13 protein-coding genes are annotated in these 16,557 nt (G+C 64.4%); 4 read left to right on the top strand and 9 right to left on the bottom strand.

Annotated elements, in window-relative coordinates; genetic code table 11:
- Positions 1-15: 15 nt before the first annotated feature.
- The 9 genes from LCM4577_RS28425 to LCM4577_RS28385 form a co-directional block, all read right to left on the bottom strand.
- Positions 16-774: an FkbM family methyltransferase gene (locus tag LCM4577_RS28425; protein WP_071074335.1), complete on the bottom strand. Its 759-nt coding sequence runs from the start codon at positions 772-774 to the stop codon at positions 16-18.
- Positions 771-2,003 (bottom strand): hypothetical protein, encoded by a 1,233-nt coding sequence (locus LCM4577_RS28420; protein WP_071074334.1) that lies wholly within the window; start codon positions 2,001-2,003, stop codon positions 771-773. The genes LCM4577_RS28425 and LCM4577_RS28420 overlap by 4 nt, the downstream gene beginning before the upstream one ends.
- A gap of 12 nt (positions 2,004-2,015) precedes the next feature.
- Positions 2,016-3,491 (bottom strand): aspartate aminotransferase family protein, encoded by a 1,476-nt coding sequence (locus LCM4577_RS28415; protein ID WP_071074333.1) that lies wholly within the window; start codon positions 3,489-3,491, stop codon positions 2,016-2,018.
- A 24-nt stretch (positions 3,492-3,515) separates the two neighbouring features.
- Positions 3,516-4,523 (bottom strand): NAD(P)-dependent oxidoreductase, encoded by a 1,008-nt coding sequence (locus LCM4577_RS28410; RefSeq protein WP_071034066.1) that lies wholly within the window; start codon positions 4,521-4,523, stop codon positions 3,516-3,518.
- Positions 4,520-4,969 (bottom strand): EamA family transporter, encoded by a 450-nt coding sequence (locus tag LCM4577_RS28405; RefSeq protein WP_041011856.1) that lies wholly within the window; start codon positions 4,967-4,969, stop codon positions 4,520-4,522. The genes LCM4577_RS28410 and LCM4577_RS28405 overlap by 4 nt, the downstream gene beginning before the upstream one ends.
- Before the next feature lie 123 nt (positions 4,970-5,092).
- Positions 5,093-6,445 carry an FAD-binding oxidoreductase gene (locus tag LCM4577_RS28400; protein ID WP_071074332.1) on the bottom strand — a complete coding sequence of 451 codons (1,353 nt, stop codon included), beginning with the start codon at positions 6,443-6,445 and terminating at the stop codon, positions 5,093-5,095.
- Positions 6,445-7,878 (bottom strand): UbiA family prenyltransferase, encoded by a 1,434-nt coding sequence (locus LCM4577_RS28395; protein ID WP_071074331.1) that lies wholly within the window; start codon positions 7,876-7,878, stop codon positions 6,445-6,447. Before LCM4577_RS28395 ends, LCM4577_RS28400 begins: the two co-directional genes overlap by 1 nt.
- A 260-nt stretch (positions 7,879-8,138) precedes the next feature.
- The gene (locus LCM4577_RS28390) at positions 8,139-8,402 is read right to left on the bottom strand and encodes a hypothetical protein (protein WP_071034071.1); all 264 of its coding nucleotides are present in this window, start codon (positions 8,400-8,402) and stop codon (positions 8,139-8,141) included.
- A gap of 182 nt (positions 8,403-8,584) precedes the next feature.
- Positions 8,585-11,074, bottom strand: a complete 2,490-nt coding sequence (locus tag LCM4577_RS28385) for a mechanosensitive ion channel family protein (RefSeq protein ID WP_071034072.1) — start codon at positions 11,072-11,074, stop codon at positions 8,585-8,587.
- 194 nt (positions 11,075-11,268) lie between these two features.
- On the opposite strand from LCM4577_RS28385, the gene LCM4577_RS28380 reads away from it, so the two are divergent.
- From LCM4577_RS28380 to soxG, 4 genes are all read left to right on the top strand, one after another.
- A complete protein-coding gene (locus LCM4577_RS28380; RefSeq protein WP_041011860.1) occupies positions 11,269-12,528 on the top strand; it encodes a sarcosine oxidase subunit beta in 1,260 nt (419 codons plus the stop codon).
- A 70-nt stretch (positions 12,529-12,598) separates the two neighbouring features.
- Positions 12,599-12,892 (top strand): sarcosine oxidase subunit delta, encoded by a 294-nt coding sequence (locus tag LCM4577_RS28375; protein WP_071034075.1) that lies wholly within the window; start codon positions 12,599-12,601, stop codon positions 12,890-12,892.
- Positions 12,889-15,882 (top strand): sarcosine oxidase subunit alpha, encoded by a 2,994-nt coding sequence (locus LCM4577_RS28370; protein WP_071074330.1) that lies wholly within the window; start codon positions 12,889-12,891, stop codon positions 15,880-15,882. The genes LCM4577_RS28375 and LCM4577_RS28370 overlap by 4 nt, the downstream gene beginning before the upstream one ends.
- A 7-nt stretch (positions 15,883-15,889) precedes the next feature.
- Positions 15,890-16,477: a sarcosine oxidase subunit gamma family protein gene (gene soxG, locus LCM4577_RS28365; RefSeq protein WP_040982465.1), complete on the top strand. Its 588-nt coding sequence runs from the start codon at positions 15,890-15,892 to the stop codon at positions 16,475-16,477.
- Positions 16,478-16,557: the final 80 nt, after the last annotated feature.

Genomic DNA, 16,557 nt, shown 5'->3' with positions numbered 1-16,557 from the left:
CGGGGGGTGTTCTTTTCAAGCGAAGGCCCAGATGTCCTCGGCCTGGAAGCCGACCTGGTACCCGGCGGTCTTCAGCTTGACCACGACCTGGCCGATCTCGGCCGCCGGCAGCGCGCCGACCTCGATCTTGATCATGCCGGGGCGGTAGCGCTCGAGGTCGAGCTGCTCGAACACCATCCAGTCGGCGCCCTCGCAGTCGACCAGGAAAGCGTCGATATGGACGATGCCGTTGCGGTCGAGCAGCGTCTGCAGGGTCTCCGACGGCACCTCGATGTCTTTCAGATGGGGCGCGAACTTGTTGAAATTGGCGTCGGCCTCGCCCCAGGCATTCTTGCCCGACATCAGATTGGTGTCGGTGACGGACGAGCAGCCGATGAACTCGATCGGCAGCGTGCCGGCTTCGAGCGCGGCGGCGTCAAACGTATGGACGGTGATCGTGCCCTTGGCCCTGGTCACCGCCACCGGTTCGATGATGAAGCGGTCGGTATCAGGATAGTTGGCGCGCAGCCGCTTCTGATTGTAGGGGATCGGCTCGACCAGCATGGCGCGAGCGCCGCGGATGCTGTGCAGCCACGGCGTCACGTCGTCGAACAGCGCGCCATCGCAGGCGCCGACATTGACCATCTGGAACGGCCGGCCATTGCCGCCGAAGCGCGCCTTGAGCGCCGCCTTGGCAAGGAACTTCGTACCGCGCAACGCCGGCCCGCGATCGAGCAGGCCTGCCGGAAGGCCGAGCGACAACAGGATGCGCGCGAAGCTGGACACCGAGCTCATGACTTATCTCCGGAATTGGCCTGCAGCGCAGCGCGAGGCCCGCCCCGGCTCGCCGCTGCCCACAGCGCCATCAACGGCGCTGCGATCAGCAGGAAGGGCGGCAGAAGGTTGGGGAAATAGATGCGGGTGTCGTGGATCGGGAAGACGGCGAACTTCGCCAGCACGCCGAGCACGAGCGCCGCCAGCAGGATGCCGGCACGGCGGTCGAGTCGGAAGCCGGTGCGCTCGAGCCCGAACCAGCCGGCCAGTGCCAGGACCGAGACGCCGACCCAACTGTTGACGCTGATGGCGCGCACCACCGACGCCGCAAAGGCCTTGAGATAGGCGGCCGCCGAAAATGGCGGGTCGAACCCGTCCATGTTGTAATGCTGYTCGATGCTGGAGAACCACAGATGCGGCCACCAGCCGGGATGCTGGGCCCAGTGCGAAATGGCGAAATAGGCGATGAAAGAGGCTGCGAAACCGGCCAGCGCGCCCCATGCCCTCTCGCGGAAAGCGATAAGCAGCACCGCGAAGATGGCGAGGAAGACGATGTTGTCGGGTCTCGCCATGAAAGCCAGGAAAAGCAGGACCGCCGTCGCCGCCTCGCGCTTGCGCACGTAGGCAAAGAGCCCGCCAAGGAACAGCGCCGAACACAAAAGGTCGGGCGTCGAGGCGCGCGCCGCATCGCCGAAATCGGCCATGATCAGGATTGCGCCGGCGACCGGCGCCAGCGCCAGCGCGCCCTCCGAGCGCAGCCAGGCCAGCGTGATGATGCCAAACAGAAGCACGGAAAACACCTGCACCAGCCGCATCGCCTCGACCGGCGAGACGACATGGCTCAGGCTCGACAGGATTTCCGCATAAAGGAACTTGATCCTGTACATGCCGAGCAGCGAATGGAAGTCGGCGGCATTCTCCGCCATGTGGCTGCGAAAACCGCCGCCGTCGTCGGTCAACGTCTTGTAGTCGCCCGCCGACACGCCACCCTTGACCGTGCTGTAGGCATAGTCATGCAGCGCTTGTGGATCGGGATAGGCGCCCTCCTCGGCAATCGCCAGATAGGGCAGCATGTCCCAGTTGGCGTCGGGCATGAACCAGGCGGTCGCGGCGGTCAGCAGGATATAGAGCGAGAAGGCGATCGCCCYGATCGACGCCGCCCATTTCGCGTAAGCTCCCTCGCCCCACGCCAGGCCGGCGCCGGTCAACCGTTCCAGCGGTTTGGTCGGAGCGGACGGCCTCGTCAGCATGCTCGGCGGCCTCTATTTCCCGACCTGGCTTTTCACGAAATCCTTCACGATCGCCACGATGCCGCGCGACAACAGGTTGTCGAAGGCGTCGACGAAGCCGTCGACATGCTCGGGCTGGCAGATCAGCGGCGGCTCGAGCCGGATAACATTGCGGTTGTATTCGGTGAAGGCGACGAGCACGTCGTAGTCGCGCAACAAGAGCGAGCCGACGAAGCCGGACAGCGAGCCTTTCAACTTGTCGTCGAGCACGCTCACCACCGGTCTGAGCACCATAGGCAGGGTCTGCGAGAAATCGTGGAACTCGAGCCCGATCATAAAACCCTTGCCGCGCACATCCTTGATGATCTTCGGATATTTTTCCTTCAGCGCCTGCAGCCGCTGCAGAAGGTACGCGCCGGTCGAGGCGGCATTGTCGATCAGCCCCTCGTCATAGAGCACGTTGATGCCCTCGATCGCGGTGGCGCAGGCCTCGCCCATGCCGCCGAAGGTCGCCATGGCATGGATCATCGCCGTCTTCGGCGTGCCATAGGCCTTCATGTAGACGTCGCGCCTGGCGATCATGGCGCCGACCGCCGCCTTGCCGGCGCCGAGCGATTTCGCCAGCGCCGTCACATCCGGCACCACGCCGTAATGCTCGAAGGCATAGAAGCGGCCCGAGCGGCCATAACCGCACTGAACCTCGTCGGCGACCCACAGCACGCCGTGCCGGTCGCAAAGCGCGCGCAGCTTCTGCCAGTATTCGCTCGGCGCCTGGATGATGCCGCCGCCGCCCTGGATGGTTTCCAGCACGATGACGCCAATCTCGGGATCGCTCTTGAACAGCCGCTCGACGGCGTCGATGTCGGCGAAGGGAACGCGCACGACATTGTCGGCGACTTTGAAGTCGGCGCGGTAGAGCTGTCCGTCGGTGATCGCCAGCACGCCCTTGGTCTTGCCGTGGAAGGAATTCTCGGCATAGACGATTTTCGGCCGCTTCGGCCCTGCGGCGCGCTCGGCGAGCTTCACCGCCGCTTCCATCGCTTCCGAGCCGGAGGAGCCCAAAAACACCATATCGAGGTCGCCGGGCGAGCACTTGGCGATGTTATGCGCGAGCGCCGCTGCGTATTGCGACATGAAGGCGATTGCGATCTCCTGGCGCTTTTCCTCCTGGAATGTCTTGCGCGCTTCCAGGATGCGCGGATGGTTGTGGCCGAAGGCGAGCGAACCGAAGCCGCCGAAGAAGTCGAGGATCTTGCGGCCGTTCTGGTCGATATAGAACATGCCCTCAGCGCGCTCGATCTTGACCTTGTGGAAGCCGAGCAGCTTCATGAAATGCAGCTGTCCCGGATTGAGATGCGCCTTGAACAGGTCGGTGATGCGGGCGACGTTCATCGCCTTGGCCTGCTCGACGCTGATCAGCTCGGGCTTGGCGATGGAAGCGGGCGAAAGCGCCGGCGCTTCGACCAGCGTGCGCGCGCCTGTCTGTTCCGGCTTGGCCATGACGGTCATCTGAAAAATCTCCCCTTCGTCGCCCTATTCGGCAGGCACGTGTTCGGTGGCGACGGCGTGGCCGTCCTTCTTGGCGCGGTATTCGCTGTAGGCCGCGATCAGCATGTCCTCGTCGCGATATTGCGGCGCCCAGCCGAGCTGGCGCTCGGCCTTGGACACGTCGAGCACGCATTCCTCGTCGGCGATCAGATACTGCTCCGGATCCATGATCGGCATGTTCAACAGATCGAGCAGATCGAGCGTGCGCTTGACCGCCCAGCCGGGCGTCGGCAGCAGGATCGACTTCGAGCCGGCATGGCGGATGAGGTCGCCGAGCAGTTTCTTGACCGGCGGCGGGTTGAGGGAGCCCAGATTATAGGCCTCGTTCGGCACGCCGGCTTTCCAGGCCGCGCGGGCGGCCTCCGCGCAGTCGAACACCGAGATGAACTGATAGGGATTCCTGCCCGAGCCGATCATCGGCACGGGAAGATTCCAGTCGATCAGCTTGAACAGCTTTTCCAATATGCCGAGGCGTCCGGGACCGATGATCAAACGCGGCCGAAACAGCGAGATCGACATGCCGCGCTTGCGCCATTCGGCGGCGAGTTCCTCCGTCTTCAGCTTCGACAGCCCGTACTCGCCGAGCGGCGCGACCGGATGGTCCTCGGTCATCGGCAGCACCACAGTGTGGCCGTAGATCATGTCGGTCGTGTAATGGACCAGCTTCGCGGCGCCGGCCTTGTCCATCGCCTGCATGATGTTCTCGGTGCCGTGGAAATTCACCGGAAAGAAGAAATCATGCCGCTTGGCGCGCACCTGGATCGGCGACAGCATCTTGGCCGACAGATTGTAGACCATGTCGTCGGCCTTGAGCCCGACAGCCGCGACCGAGACCGGATCGGTGACGTCGCAGGTGACGAAGCGCATGGAGCGGTAATGCGGCAGGTCGCTCTTGACGATGTCGGCAACGACGACGGTCTCGCCATCGGCGGCGAGCTTGGGAGCAAGATGACGGCCGACGAAGCCGTCGCCGCCGAAAATCACATGTCTCATCGAACGATCTCGCTTGTGCCGATCTTGTCGGGATTGACGGATGCGGTCTGGTCCTCATGCCCGCGACTGCCCATTTCCCTGCCGCTTTGCGCGATCAGGATCGTGCCGACGCAGATGCAGGCGATGCCGGCGATACGCCAGCCATTGAGGTCCTCGCGGAAGACGAAATAGGCAAAGATCGCCACGGCGACATAGGCGAGGCTGAGGAACGGATAGGCGAAGCTGAGCTCGACCTTGGACAGCACGTAGAGATGCGACGCCATCGAGATGACGAAGGTGCAGAGGCCCAGGAACACCCAAGGGCTGAACACGATCTGCAACAGCTTGACGAGCGGATTGACGCCTTCGAAGGAAATCGGCCCCATCGACATCATGCCTTGCTTCAGCATCAGCTGCGCCGCGGCATTGGTCATGACCGTGAAGAGAATGAAGATTATGTATTTCATTGTTGCCACCCCGCCCCTTGGGCGGTCCTATTACAAACCTGCAAATATTTCGTGAAGCCGGACCGGTATTTTGGGTAAACCACGGCGTAACACTTAATTTACCATGGTTTGTTCGATTTTTATCTATTCCGCGGCTTCGGCTCTCCCTTCTCCGACCTCCAGTCTCTTTGCGGTACGCGCCCAGAAACTCGATATGAAAGCCGGGTCGCGAAGCGCCTCCAGCCGCTGCCATTGCGGGAACGACGCGGCAAATGTCTCAGGCCCCATCCGGGCGTCCTTGTAGGGATTGACCGCGCCGCCCGCCTCGACCGTGATGCGGTCGAGCTCGGCGAGCAGCCGCAACGTCCTGTCACCCCGGTTGGGAAAATCGAGCGTCAGCGTGTAGCCGGGCCGCGGGAATGACAGCAGCGCCGGCGAGCGGACACCGCCGAAGCGTTTGAGCACCGTCAGGAACGATCCCTGCCCTGCTCGTCGCGCCGCATCGAGCAGCGCGGGCACGATGCGGCGGGCCTTCTCCTCCGGCACCACGCTTTGGTGCTGGAAAAGCCCGCGCGGCCCATAGAGCCGGTTCCAGTCGCGGACGCCGTCGAGCGGAAAGAAGAAGCCTTGGTAGCCAGCCTGGCGCGGAACCGCGGACTTGCCCTTCTTCCAGCGGTAGGCCGCATTGAAGACGGTGAGAAAGGGCCGGTTCAGCACATTGAATGGCGGCTGCACCGGCACGGAAAGCCGGCTGCCGGCGTGGTCCGCCGCGTGCGAGCCGTGCTCGGCATGATTGCCGGTGAACAGGAGCCCACGCCCGCGTCCGTGGCCGCCGGCAAGCTGATCGATCCAGGCGACGGCATATTCGTTGGCCTGGTCGGCAGCCTCGGCAAGATCGAAGAATTCGCCGAGATCGCGAAACCGCGTCGTCTTTTCCGTTATGTCGAGCGAGGGCACGCGCATCAGCTTGATTGATGCCGACAGGATGAGCCCGGTCAGCCCCATGCCGCCGATCGTTGCCGCGAACAGCCGGACATTGTCGGTTTGCGAGCAGCGATAGGTTTGGCCGTCGGATCGAAGCAGCGTCAAGGCCTCGACGTGGCAGCCGAACGTGCCGCGCCGGTGGTGGTTCTTGCCGTGGACGTCGTTGGCGATCGCGCCACCCAGCGTGACGAACTGCGTGCCTGGAACCACGGCCGGAAAGAAGCCGTAGGGCGCGGCGTGGGCGATGATGTCGCAAAGCAGCGTACCGGCATCCGCCTCGAGCACGCCGGTCTCGGCGTTGAAGGAACGGATGCGGTCGAGCGGCCGCATGTCGACCACCATGCCCGCATCGTTCTGGCAGCTGTCGCCATAGGAGCGGCCATTGCCGTAACCGAGCAGCGATCCGGCTTTCGCCTCGCCGCGCTTCAGCAAGGCGATCGCCTCGTCCGCCGGGATCGCCTTGCGCGCGGGCGACGTCGCCAGTCCGAAGCTGCCGAAGCGTTCCTGGCCCATCACCAGCCCCCGGCGACGAGGAAGACCGCGCCGATGGCGACGACGATCTGGCTGCGCCAGTCGCGGATGATGAAGACGACCGGATCGTCATGCATCTCGTCGCGCCGGGCCAGTATCCAGACGCGCATCGTGAGGTAGAGCACGATCGGCGCCAGCGGCCATATCAGCCAGGGATGCGGATAGAGCTCGCGCACCGCCGGGCTGTCCATGTAGAGCGCCAGGACCAGCGCCGAGGAGAAAGCCGACGCCATGCCGGCCTGCGCGACGATTTCCTGGTCCTCGGTGCGATAACCGCGGCCGGCGATGCGCTCGCCGGGTGGGATGGCCGTGGTGCGCAGTTCGACGAAGCGCTTCACCAGCGCCAGCGACAGGAAGAAGAAGATCGAGAAGGCAAGCAGCCAGAAGGAGACGTCCACGCCGGTGGCGGCAGCGCCAGCCAGAACGCGGATCGTGTAGAGGCCCGCAAGCGTCAGCACATCGACCAGAAGCATGCGCTTGAACGACAGCGAATAGGCTGTGGTGACCGCCATGTAGCCCAAAAGCACGCCGAGGAATTCGATCGGAAGGAAGAGGCTGGCGACGACGCCGATCGTGAGCAGCACCGCAATCGCGCCGAGTCCGAACGGGATCGACAAAGCACCGCTGGCGAAAGGCCGGTTGCGCTTGGTCGGATGCTTGCGGTCGAGCGCCAGGTCGAAGAAATCGTTGAGGATATAGATAGCGGATGCCACGGCGCTGAAGGAGAGGAATGCCAGCAGGCACTCCCAGATCATGTTCGGATTGAAATATTCGTGCGACAGCATCATCGGCACGGCGATCAGCGCGTTCTTCAGCCACTGATGCATGCGCAGCATCTTGATGTAGGTCCTGAGCGTCGGCTTCGGCGCGGGCATGGCCTCGGCCTGATGCGCCGCCTGCCAGCGCCGGGCGCTGCGGTCGGGCGCCACGACCAGCGCGTTGCGCGCGGCGTCGAACACTTTGAGGTCGTGACGGCTGTTGCCGGCATAGTCGAAGCCTGCATCGCCATAGGCGGCGACAAGGGCCGCGCATTTCGTGGCCGACGTCATGTTGTGCGGGCCGTCGGTCGCCAGCACATGATCGAAAATACCGAGATGCGCTGCGATCGCCTCGGCGAACTTACGCGGCGTTCCTGTCGCCAGCACGATCTTGCGGCCCTCCCGATGCTCGGCGCGCAACCGGTCGAGCAGGTCCTGGCGGTAAGGCAGCGAGGCCGGGTCAATATCGATGCGCCGGGCTATCTCCTGCTTCAGCCGGGCCGGTCCGCCGATCAGCCAGAGCGGCAGAAGAAAGACATGGAGCGGGTTCTTCTTGAGCAGGATGAACAGGCCTTCCCACAAAAGGTCCGTTGCAATCAGCGTGCCGTCGAGATCGACCGCAAGCGGAATTGCGTTCCTGTCCGATCTCGCGTCCATTGCCCCGCCCCGATCGAGCGCGGGATTCCGAAACTCCGATCTCGGAAAGGATCACGCGCCAATTCAACCCATGCCGTGTGCCGGCGTCCTCGGGGCAGATATAGCCGGGGATGACGCAGCGAACGTTAAAACGTCCGGTTGCAGCGCGTGGTCATACCGGTTTTCGGGCGTCATCGTTAAGTGTCGGCTACCGGAAACGATAAAAGGCCGGACATCGGTCCGGCCTTTGCCAATCTTGCGGCGCCAACTCGTGGCGAGAGTTACTTGATGCGAGCCGACCCGCCCGAAATTTCGACCGTTTCCGAGCCGGTCAGGGCTTCAAGGTCACCATTGGGCAGGGTGACGAAGCAGCCGTTCGAGCAGAACTCCACCGTCTCGCCGGCGGCGAGCGTCAGCTCGCTCTTGGCGCCGCCTTCGGTCACGACCAAGGTCCGCGTCTGGGCGTCCCTGTTGATCGCGCTGGCGGCGAAAGCCGAACCGCCCAGGGCCAGCAAAGCGATGGCGGCAACGACAGACTTCCACATTGCAATTCCGGTGTTTGCACACCGCCTCTGTTCAAATTTGCAAGGCATTCTCGCCCTTTGCATCGAAGCTTATATGAGATGTTACCTGAACCGCAACTGAATGCCGCATTCATGCCACAATCGGTTTCGGAGGGCCGCAGCGCCGCCATTGCAGGCTGGCCTCACCCGAATACCGATGCACCTCAGCCGGGGTCCGGCTTGCGGCCCTTCCGCTTCGTCTTGGCGAGCCGCTCCCGCTCGGCCGCGGCCTCGGCTTCCAGCCTCTCGCGCTCGGCGAATTCGGCCTCGATCTTGTCGTCGTCGATCGGCCAGGCCTCGTGCTTCTTGGTCTCGACCACGGCGCGCGGCGTCGATGGAATCTCGATCTGCTCCTCCTCGAAGATATCGAAGATGGCGAAGCGGATATCGTTCTGCACGACGCTGCCGTTCATGATGTCGGCCACGAACACCCGGATTTCGAATTCGAGCGCGGCAGGCCCGAAATTGGCGAAGAGGACGAACGGTTCGGGATTCTTCAGCACCATCGGATGGGCGCGCGCAATGTCCGTCAGGATGGCATGGACGCGTTTGACGTCGCTGCCATAGGCGACGCCGACCTTGATGTCGATGCGCCCGAGCTTGTTGCGATGCGTCCAGTTGCCGACCGCATTGTTGATCAGGTTCGAGTTGGGCAGGATCACCGCTTGCCGCTGGAAGGTCTCGATCTCGGTCGCGCGCACGCTGATCTTCCGCACCGTGCCGCTGACGTCGCCCGCGACGATCCAGTCGCCGACCTTGAACGGCCGCTCGGCAAGCAGGATCAGGCCCGAGACGAAATTCGACACGACGTTCTGCAGGCCGAAGCCGATACCCAGCGAAAGGGCGCCGGCAACCAGCGCCAGATTGGAAAGATCGATGCCCGCGGCCGAGATTCCGACCAGGCCGGCAACCGCCACGCCGGCATAGCCGACACCGAGCCGGATCGAGTTGCGCACGCCGGCATCGACCTTGCCGCGCGCCATCACCGAACCGTCCAGCCAGCCCTGGAACCAGCGCGTCAGGAAATAGCCGATGACGAAGACGACGATGCCGCTGAGGATGCCGAGGAAGGAGATGGTCACCGAACCGATCGTGACCCCAGTCGCCAGCTTGTAGGCCCAGGCCTCGATATCGCCGGGCTGGAAGCCCCACATCAACAGGATCAGCGGCAGGAACACCACCACGATCATCAGGTTGATGGCGATGCTGACGACCAGGCCGAGCTGGTCGAGGGCGGTATCCTCGTAGCTTGAATTTTCCGAAAGCCATCGCCCGACCGAAGTGTCGGCGAAGCCGCCCTCCTCGCCGATCGCGCGTGCCGACAGGAAGCCGATATAGGCCGTCACCAGCACGGTGCCGGTCACCACGACCTGGAACGAGACGAAAAGCGCCAGGCCGATATAGCCAAGCAGCGCCGCCGCAATGGTGAACAAGCCGAGGACGATGGCCACGAAGCGAAGCCATGCCGGCCAGGGGCGCCATGAGCCGTCTGCGGCCCTGAACGGCCGCAGCAGTCCCATCAGGATCAGGATGACGCCGACGATGATGGTGGCGACAAAACCCCTGCCGATCGTCAGCGACAGCGGCGAACCCATCTTCTCGTTGACCACCGACAGGAAGTAATTGAACCCCAGCACCAGCGCCATGGCGGTCGTCAGTCCGACCAGCCAGCGCGCCGGGCCGGTAGCGACCGGAATCAGGCGCCAATTGGGCAGGCGCGGTTCGAGCGCCGCGTTGGTCAGCCGGTTGACGCAGAACACCATGCCGATCACCGTCAGCAGGGCATTGAGGAACGTGCCGATATCGCCACGCAACACATTGTAATAGTTGAAGAAGAACACGGCGGAGGCGAAGAAGACGCCAAGCGCCAGGGTCGGCAGCAGCGTCGACCAGAAGGCCACCGACAGCCTGCTGAGATAGGAAGGGTCCTCGACGGTCGGATCGGCCTCGAATATGCGGCCGAACAGGCGCCTGCCGCCGATCAAAAGCACCGCCGCCAGCGCCAGCGCCATGAGCGTCGCCGCAAGGATCGCCTGGAACTTGAACCTGACGGCGAAGGTCAGCCAGGACGACACCGCATTGTAGAGGCCTGTGAACTGGTCATGCGCATCGGAAAAGGCCTGCGGGCTCAGCGCGTCGGTCAGATCATAGTGTTTGGTGATGACGCTGCGGAAAAGCTCGCTGCGCATCGCCGCGATCTTGTCGACCAGCCCGTTGACGCGGATCGACAGGTTTTGCGCGCTGGCGACGACCGCGTTGATCTGAGCCTTTTCCGAGGCGAGCGCGCTGCGCTCGTTGCTGACGATCACCGGCTCGGCAGGTTGGCCCTGCGCCGGCGGCGGGCCGAGCACCTCGACGCGATTGTTGATGTCGGTCAGGCGCTGCCGGAATGCCAGCGCGCTGTTCAGCGCCGCGCGCGAAATGTCCTCAAGCTGCAACCGGATGTCGACAAGCCCGGCATCGTCCTGGTCGGGGTCGCTGAGTTTCTTTTCCAGGCCATCGGTCTTGGTCGTCAGGTCCTGGATGGCCTTGGTCTGATCGGCGATGAGCTGCGAGGAACCATGGCCGATCGCCTGCGCCGACGCCTCGAGCGCCGGCTGCCCGAAGACAGCGACGATAACGACCAGAAGCAGGCGCAGCAGGCGAAAGAACATGATTGTGTTGGCGACTCGCGGCCGAAAAATCCTCGAAATTTCCGCCTTTGATAAAGACCGGCCTATCGGGCGGCAAGCCGTCCCGATCGCATCGGCGAGAGTCGGCCTGGCGAAAAGCGATGGCGTAATCTTGGCTTTGCGCTTCCCGCCTGCTCTATAGTCTGCCGCCTCGCATCAAAAGGACGATGGGAAGAATGGCGGAATATTCAGCCTTTTCGCTGCTCAAGAACGCGCTGACCGGCAACAAGGATTGGAAGCCCGCCTGGCGCAAGCCGGACCCCAAGGCTTCCTATGACGTGATCGTCATCGGCGGCGGCGGCCACGGTCTTTCGACCGCCTATTACCTTGCCAAGGAACACGGCATCACCAATGTCGCGGTGCTGGAAAAAGGCTGGCTCGGCTCCGGCAATGTCGGCCGCAACACCACAGCGGTGCGCTCCAACTATCTCTTGCCGCAGAACACCCGCTTTTACGAGCATTCGATGAAGCTGTGGGAGAACCTCTCGCACGACCTCAACTACAACGTCATGTTCTCGCAGCGCGGTTGTCTCAACCTCGCGCACACGCCTGCCCAGCTCGACGATTACGCCAGGCGCGGCAACGCCATGCGCCATCTCGGCGTCGACGCCGAACTGATGAATGTCGACCAGATCAAGCGGCTAGTGCCGGCGCTCGACGTCTCGGGGTCGGCGCGCTTCCCGGTCCTTGGCGGGCTGATGCAGCCGCGCGCCGGCACCGCCCGGCACGACGCGGTCGCCTGGGGCTACGCGCGCGGCGCAGACCGGCGCGGCGTCGACATCATCGAGAACTGCGAGGTGACCGGCTTCCTGCGCGACGGCGGGCGCATCACCGGTGTGACGACGACACGCGGCGAGATCCGCGCCAAGAAAGTCGCGCTCGCGGTTGCCGGCAGCACCGGGCACGTCATGCAGCTTGCCGGCATTTCGCACATGCCGATCGAAAGCCATGTGCTGCAGGCCTTCGTCTCGGAATCGTTGAAACCCATCGTCGACACCGTTCTCACCTTCGGCATGGGCCATTTCTACATTTCGCAATCCGACAAGGGCGGCCTCGTCTATGGCGGCGACCTCGACGGCTACAACAGCTACGCCCAGCGCGGCAGCCTGCCGATCGTCGACGAGGTGATGAGCGAGATGCTGGCGCTGTTCCCCGGCCTGGCCCGGGTGCGCATGCTGCGCTCATGGGGCGGGCTGTGCGACATGACGATGGACGGCTCGCCGATCATCACGACCGGTCCGCTGCCGGGCATGTATCTCAATTGCGGCTGGTGCTACGGCGGCTTCAAGGCGACGCCTGCCTCGGGCTGGTGCTTTGCCTACACCATCGCCAAGGACGAGCCGCACGAGTTCAACGCGCCCTTCACGCTCGACCGTTTCTATCGTGGCTTGATCATCGACGACAAAGGCCAGGGTGCGAACCCGCGGCTGCATTAGGGAACCATGATCCCAAAAGTGGGAACCGGTTTTTGGAAAAGATCATGGTTGAACAAGAAGATACAAGAAAATGCTGATCACCTGTCCCTATTGCGGGCTGCGCGACGTCATCGAATTCACCTATCAGGGCGACGGCAACCGCGAGCGGCCGCAGCCCGCCTCGCAGGATCTCGACGCCTGGAATGCTTATGTCTACGACCGGCTGAACCCGGCCGGCGACCACAACGAGATCTGGCAGCATTCCGGCGGCTGCCGCGCGCATCTGAGGGTCGTGCGCAACACCATCACGCATGAGATCCTGAGCACCGAATTCGCGCGTGGCGGCCACAAATCTGCCGACAACAGGGCGGAGGACCGCTCGTGAGCCCGCGCCGCACGGAAACCGGCGGCCGGATCGACCGGCTGCGCACCATCCGCTTCACCTTCGACGGCGCGCCCTACACCGGCCATGCCGGCGACACGCTGGCCTCGGCGCTGCTTGCCAATGGCGTGACGCTGTTCGGCCGCTCCTTCAAATATCACCGCCCGCGCGGCCTGCTTGCCGCGGGCGTCGAGGAGCCGAACGCGCTGGTGACGGTGCTGCGCGGCGAAGTGCGCGAGCCGAACATCCCGGCCACCATGGTCGAGATCTATGACGGGCTCGTCGCCGTCAGCCAGAACCGCACGCCATCGCTCGCCTGGGACATCGGCGCCCTCAACCAGCTCGGCGGCAAGATCCTGTCGGCCGGCTTCTATTACAAGACCTTCATGGGGCCGGTGATCGGTCCGCTGAAGGGCACGCGCTTCTGGATGTTCTGCGAGCATTTCATCCGCCGCGCCGCCGGCTTGGGCAAGGCCGGCACCGCCCCCGATCCGGCGCGCTACGAGCGTATGAACGCTTTCTGCGACGTGCTGGTCGTTGGCTCGGGTCCGGCCGGCCTGATGGCGGCCAAAGCCGCCGCCGACCAGGGCGCCCGCGTCATCCTAGCCGATCTCGAAGCCCACTTCGGCGGCTCCGCCAACTGGTCGGGCGAAACCATCGACGGCATGTCCGCCGCCGACTGGGCCCAGCGCACGGTTGCGCAGCTCGGAGGCAATGACAATGTGCGGCTTTTGCCGCGCACGACGGTGTGGGGCTATTACGACGGCAACACGCTTGCCGCGCTTGAACGGGTGACCGATCACAAGGAAGTGGCCGCCAAGGGCGAGCCGCGCCAGCGCTACTGGGCGATCCGCGCAGGCACGGTGGTTCTCGCCACCGGCTCCTTCGAACGACCGATGGTGTTCCCGGGCAACGACCGTCCCGGCGTCATGCTGGCGCATGCAGCCGAACGCTACGCCAATGAGTATGGCGCGCTGTCGGGACAGCGCATCGCGCTCTTCACCAACAATGACAGCGCCTACCGCTCGGCCGTCGCCTTGAAGAAGGCCGGCGCCGCCATCGTTGCCATCATCGATGTCCGCGGCGACGTCTCGAACGAGATGCGCCGGCTGGCGAGCGATGCCGAGGCCGAGCTGCTGGCCGGCCACGCCGTGGTTGCGACCGAAGGCGGCAAGGCTCTCACCGGCCTCAAGGTGCAGCGCTTCGACGCCATGAGCGGCGCGCTGAGCGGCGACGAACGCAGCATCCATGCCGACAGCCTTCTGATGTCGGGCGGCTGGTCGCCGACCATCCATCTCGCCAGCCAGGCCGGCGCGAAGGCCGAATGGAACCCGGCGAGACAAGCCTTCCTGCCGCCGAAGCCGACGCAGCGCTGGATCGGTGCCGGCGCTTTCACCGGCAGTTTTTCGACCGCCGAAGCCATCGCCGAGGGCCGAGCGGCCGGTCTTCAGGCGGCCGGCGGGGCAGAGTCATCCGCGCCCCTGCCCGTCGTTGAGGCTGCCCCCGGTAATCCCGATCCGGCGCCGGTCTTCGAGATCAAGGCCAAGGGCAAGAGTTTCGTCGACTTCCAGCWCGATGTAACCGCCGAGGACGTGCGGCTGGCGCATCGCGAAGGCTTCGTCTCGGTCGAGCATCTGAAGCGCTACACCACGCTCGGCATGGCGACCGACCAGGGCAAGAACTCCAACGTCCCGGGCCTCGCCATCATGGCCGAGGCGCTCGGCAAGCCGATCCCCGAAGTCGGCACGACGCGCTTTCGCCCGCCTTATACGGCGGTGTCGATCGGCTCCTTGGCCGCCGAACGCTTCGGCGACCTCAAGCCCGAGCGGCTGACTCCGATGCACGACTGGCACCTCGCCAACGGCGCGCGGATGTATTCAGCCGGCCTCTGGTACCGGCCGATGATCTACGGCCTCGCCGGCGAGACGGTCGAGCAGGCCTATGTCCGCGAGGCCAGGGCGACTCGCGAAAGCGCCGGCATCGTCGACGTCTCGACGCTGGGCAAGATCGCAGTGCAGGGACCCGACGCGGCCGAGTTCCTCGATCGCGTCTACACCAACATGTTTTCCACCTTGGCCGTCGGCAAGGCCCGTTACGGCCTGATGCTGCGCGAGGACGGACTTGCCTTCGACGACGGCACCACCTGGCGGCTGGGCGAGCAGGAATTCCTGATGACGACCACCACCGCCAATGCCGGCAAGGTGATGCAGCATCTGGAATACTTCCTCGACGTCATCTGGCCGGAGCTGAAGGTCACAGTCACCTCCGTCACCGACGAATGGGCGGGCGCTGCGATCGGCGGCCCGAACGCGCGCGCCATCCTTGCTTCTTGCGTCACCGGCACCGCCGTCGACAACGCCGCCCTACCCTTCATGGGCATCGTCCAAGGCCGGATCGCGGGCGTCCCGGTGATGATCTGCCGCCTGTCCTTCTCCGGCGAGATGGCCTTCGAGGTCTATTCCGGCGCCGGCTACGGCACCCATGTCTGGGAAGCCCTGATCGAGGCCGGCAAGCCTTTCGGCCTTGTCACCTACGGGCTCGAGGCGCTGGGCACGATGCGCATCGAGAAGGGCCATGTCACCGGCGCCGAAATCGATGGCCGCACCACAGCGCGCGACCTCCATCTCGACTGGATGCTGTCGAAGAAGAAGCCTTTCATCGGCTCGGCCATGATGGACCGCGAAGGCCTGATCGCTCCCGACCGGCTCGAGCTGGTCGGGTTGGTCGCCCTCGACAACCGCCCGCTCAACGGCGGCGGCCACATCGTCGAGGAACTGGACGAGGCCAATCCGCACGGCTCGCTCGGTCACATCACCGCTTGCTGCTATTCGCCGGCGCTGGGCAAATATATTGCGCTTGCCCTGGTCAAGGGCGGCAAGGCGCGCCACGGGACCCGCGCCTTCGTCTCCGACCCGCTGCGAAACCGGTTCGGGCCGGTCGAGATCGTCTCCAACCATTTCTACGATCCGGACGGGAGCCGCATGCATGGCTGAGCAGCCTTTGCCAGAACGCCAATCGCCGCTTGAGCCCGAGTATCATCCGGGTTCGCACGGCAATTTCGAGCATGGCGTCGATGTCATCCTGTCCGAGACGCGGCCGGGCTCGATCCTGCAGCTCGCCGCCTGGCCGGGCGAAGAGAAAAGGCTGATCGAAATCATCCGCAAGGTCACCGGGCTCGCTTTGCCCGACGGCGCCGGCGGCGGCGTGAGCAGTGGCGGCCGTGCCGCCTTCGGCTTCGCGCCGGGGAAATTCACGGTGGTGGACGAGGCCGAGGGCCTGGCTCAGGCTTTTGCCGGATCGATCACGCCGGCCATCGGCACGCTGACCGATCTCTCGCACGGCCGCACCGCGATCCGTATCGCCGGCCCGAAGGCCGAATGGGTGATGGCGAAGTTCTTCGCCATCGACTTCGCCTTGCCCGCCTTCCCGCTCGGCGCCGGCCGCTCGACCAACCACCACGACATCTTCGCCCAGATCCAGCGCAGCGGCGCCGACCAGTTCGACATCTACGTCTTCCGCTCCTTCGCGCGCTCGTTCTGGAAGGCCTTGTGCCACGCCTCGGAGGAAGTCGGCTACGAGGTGCAATAGGCTCGACCTTGGTCCAGCCTGCAATCTGGCACTATCGACGGATACAACTGCTGCTTGAGCGTTGGGCCAGCAGGCGCGAT

The organism is Mesorhizobium sp. LCM 4577, from assembly GCF_001854795.2.
Classification (GTDB): domain Bacteria; phylum Pseudomonadota; class Alphaproteobacteria; order Rhizobiales; family Rhizobiaceae; genus Mesorhizobium; species Mesorhizobium plurifarium.
This window is presented reverse-complemented; position numbering and strand designations above follow the sequence as displayed.

What these genes read in the sequence shown, in the direction of transcription:
- LCM4577_RS28375 (WP_071034075.1), top strand. Translation starts at nt 12,599, where the DNA reads ATGCTGATCACCTGTCCCTATTGCGGGCTGCGCGACGTCATCGAATTC.
- LCM4577_RS28415 (WP_071074333.1), bottom strand. Translation starts at nt 3,491, where the DNA reads ATGACCGTCATGGCCAAGCCGGAACAGACAGGCGCGCGCACGCTGGTC.
- LCM4577_RS28400 (WP_071074332.1), bottom strand. Translation starts at nt 6,445, where the DNA reads ATGGGCCAGGAACGCTTCGGCAGCTTCGGACTGGCGACGTCGCCCGCG.
- LCM4577_RS28390 (WP_071034071.1), bottom strand. Translation starts at nt 8,402, where the DNA reads ATGTGGAAGTCTGTCGTTGCCGCCATCGCTTTGCTGGCCCTGGGCGGT.
- LCM4577_RS28380 (WP_041011860.1), top strand. Translation starts at nt 11,269, where the DNA reads ATGGCGGAATATTCAGCCTTTTCGCTGCTCAAGAACGCGCTGACCGGC.
- LCM4577_RS28425 (WP_071074335.1), bottom strand. Translation starts at nt 774, where the DNA reads ATGAGCTCGGTGTCCAGCTTCGCGCGCATCCTGTTGTCGCTCGGCCTT.
- LCM4577_RS28385 (WP_071034072.1), bottom strand. Translation starts at nt 11,074, where the DNA reads ATGTTCTTTCGCCTGCTGCGCCTGCTTCTGGTCGTTATCGTCGCTGTC.
- LCM4577_RS28395 (WP_071074331.1), bottom strand. Translation starts at nt 7,878, where the DNA reads ATGGACGCGAGATCGGACAGGAACGCAATTCCGCTTGCGGTCGATCTC.
- LCM4577_RS28410 (WP_071034066.1), bottom strand. Translation starts at nt 4,523, where the DNA reads ATGAGACATGTGATTTTCGGCGGCGACGGCTTCGTCGGCCGTCATCTT.
- LCM4577_RS28405 (WP_041011856.1), bottom strand. Translation starts at nt 4,969, where the DNA reads ATGAAATACATAATCTTCATTCTCTTCACGGTCATGACCAATGCCGCG.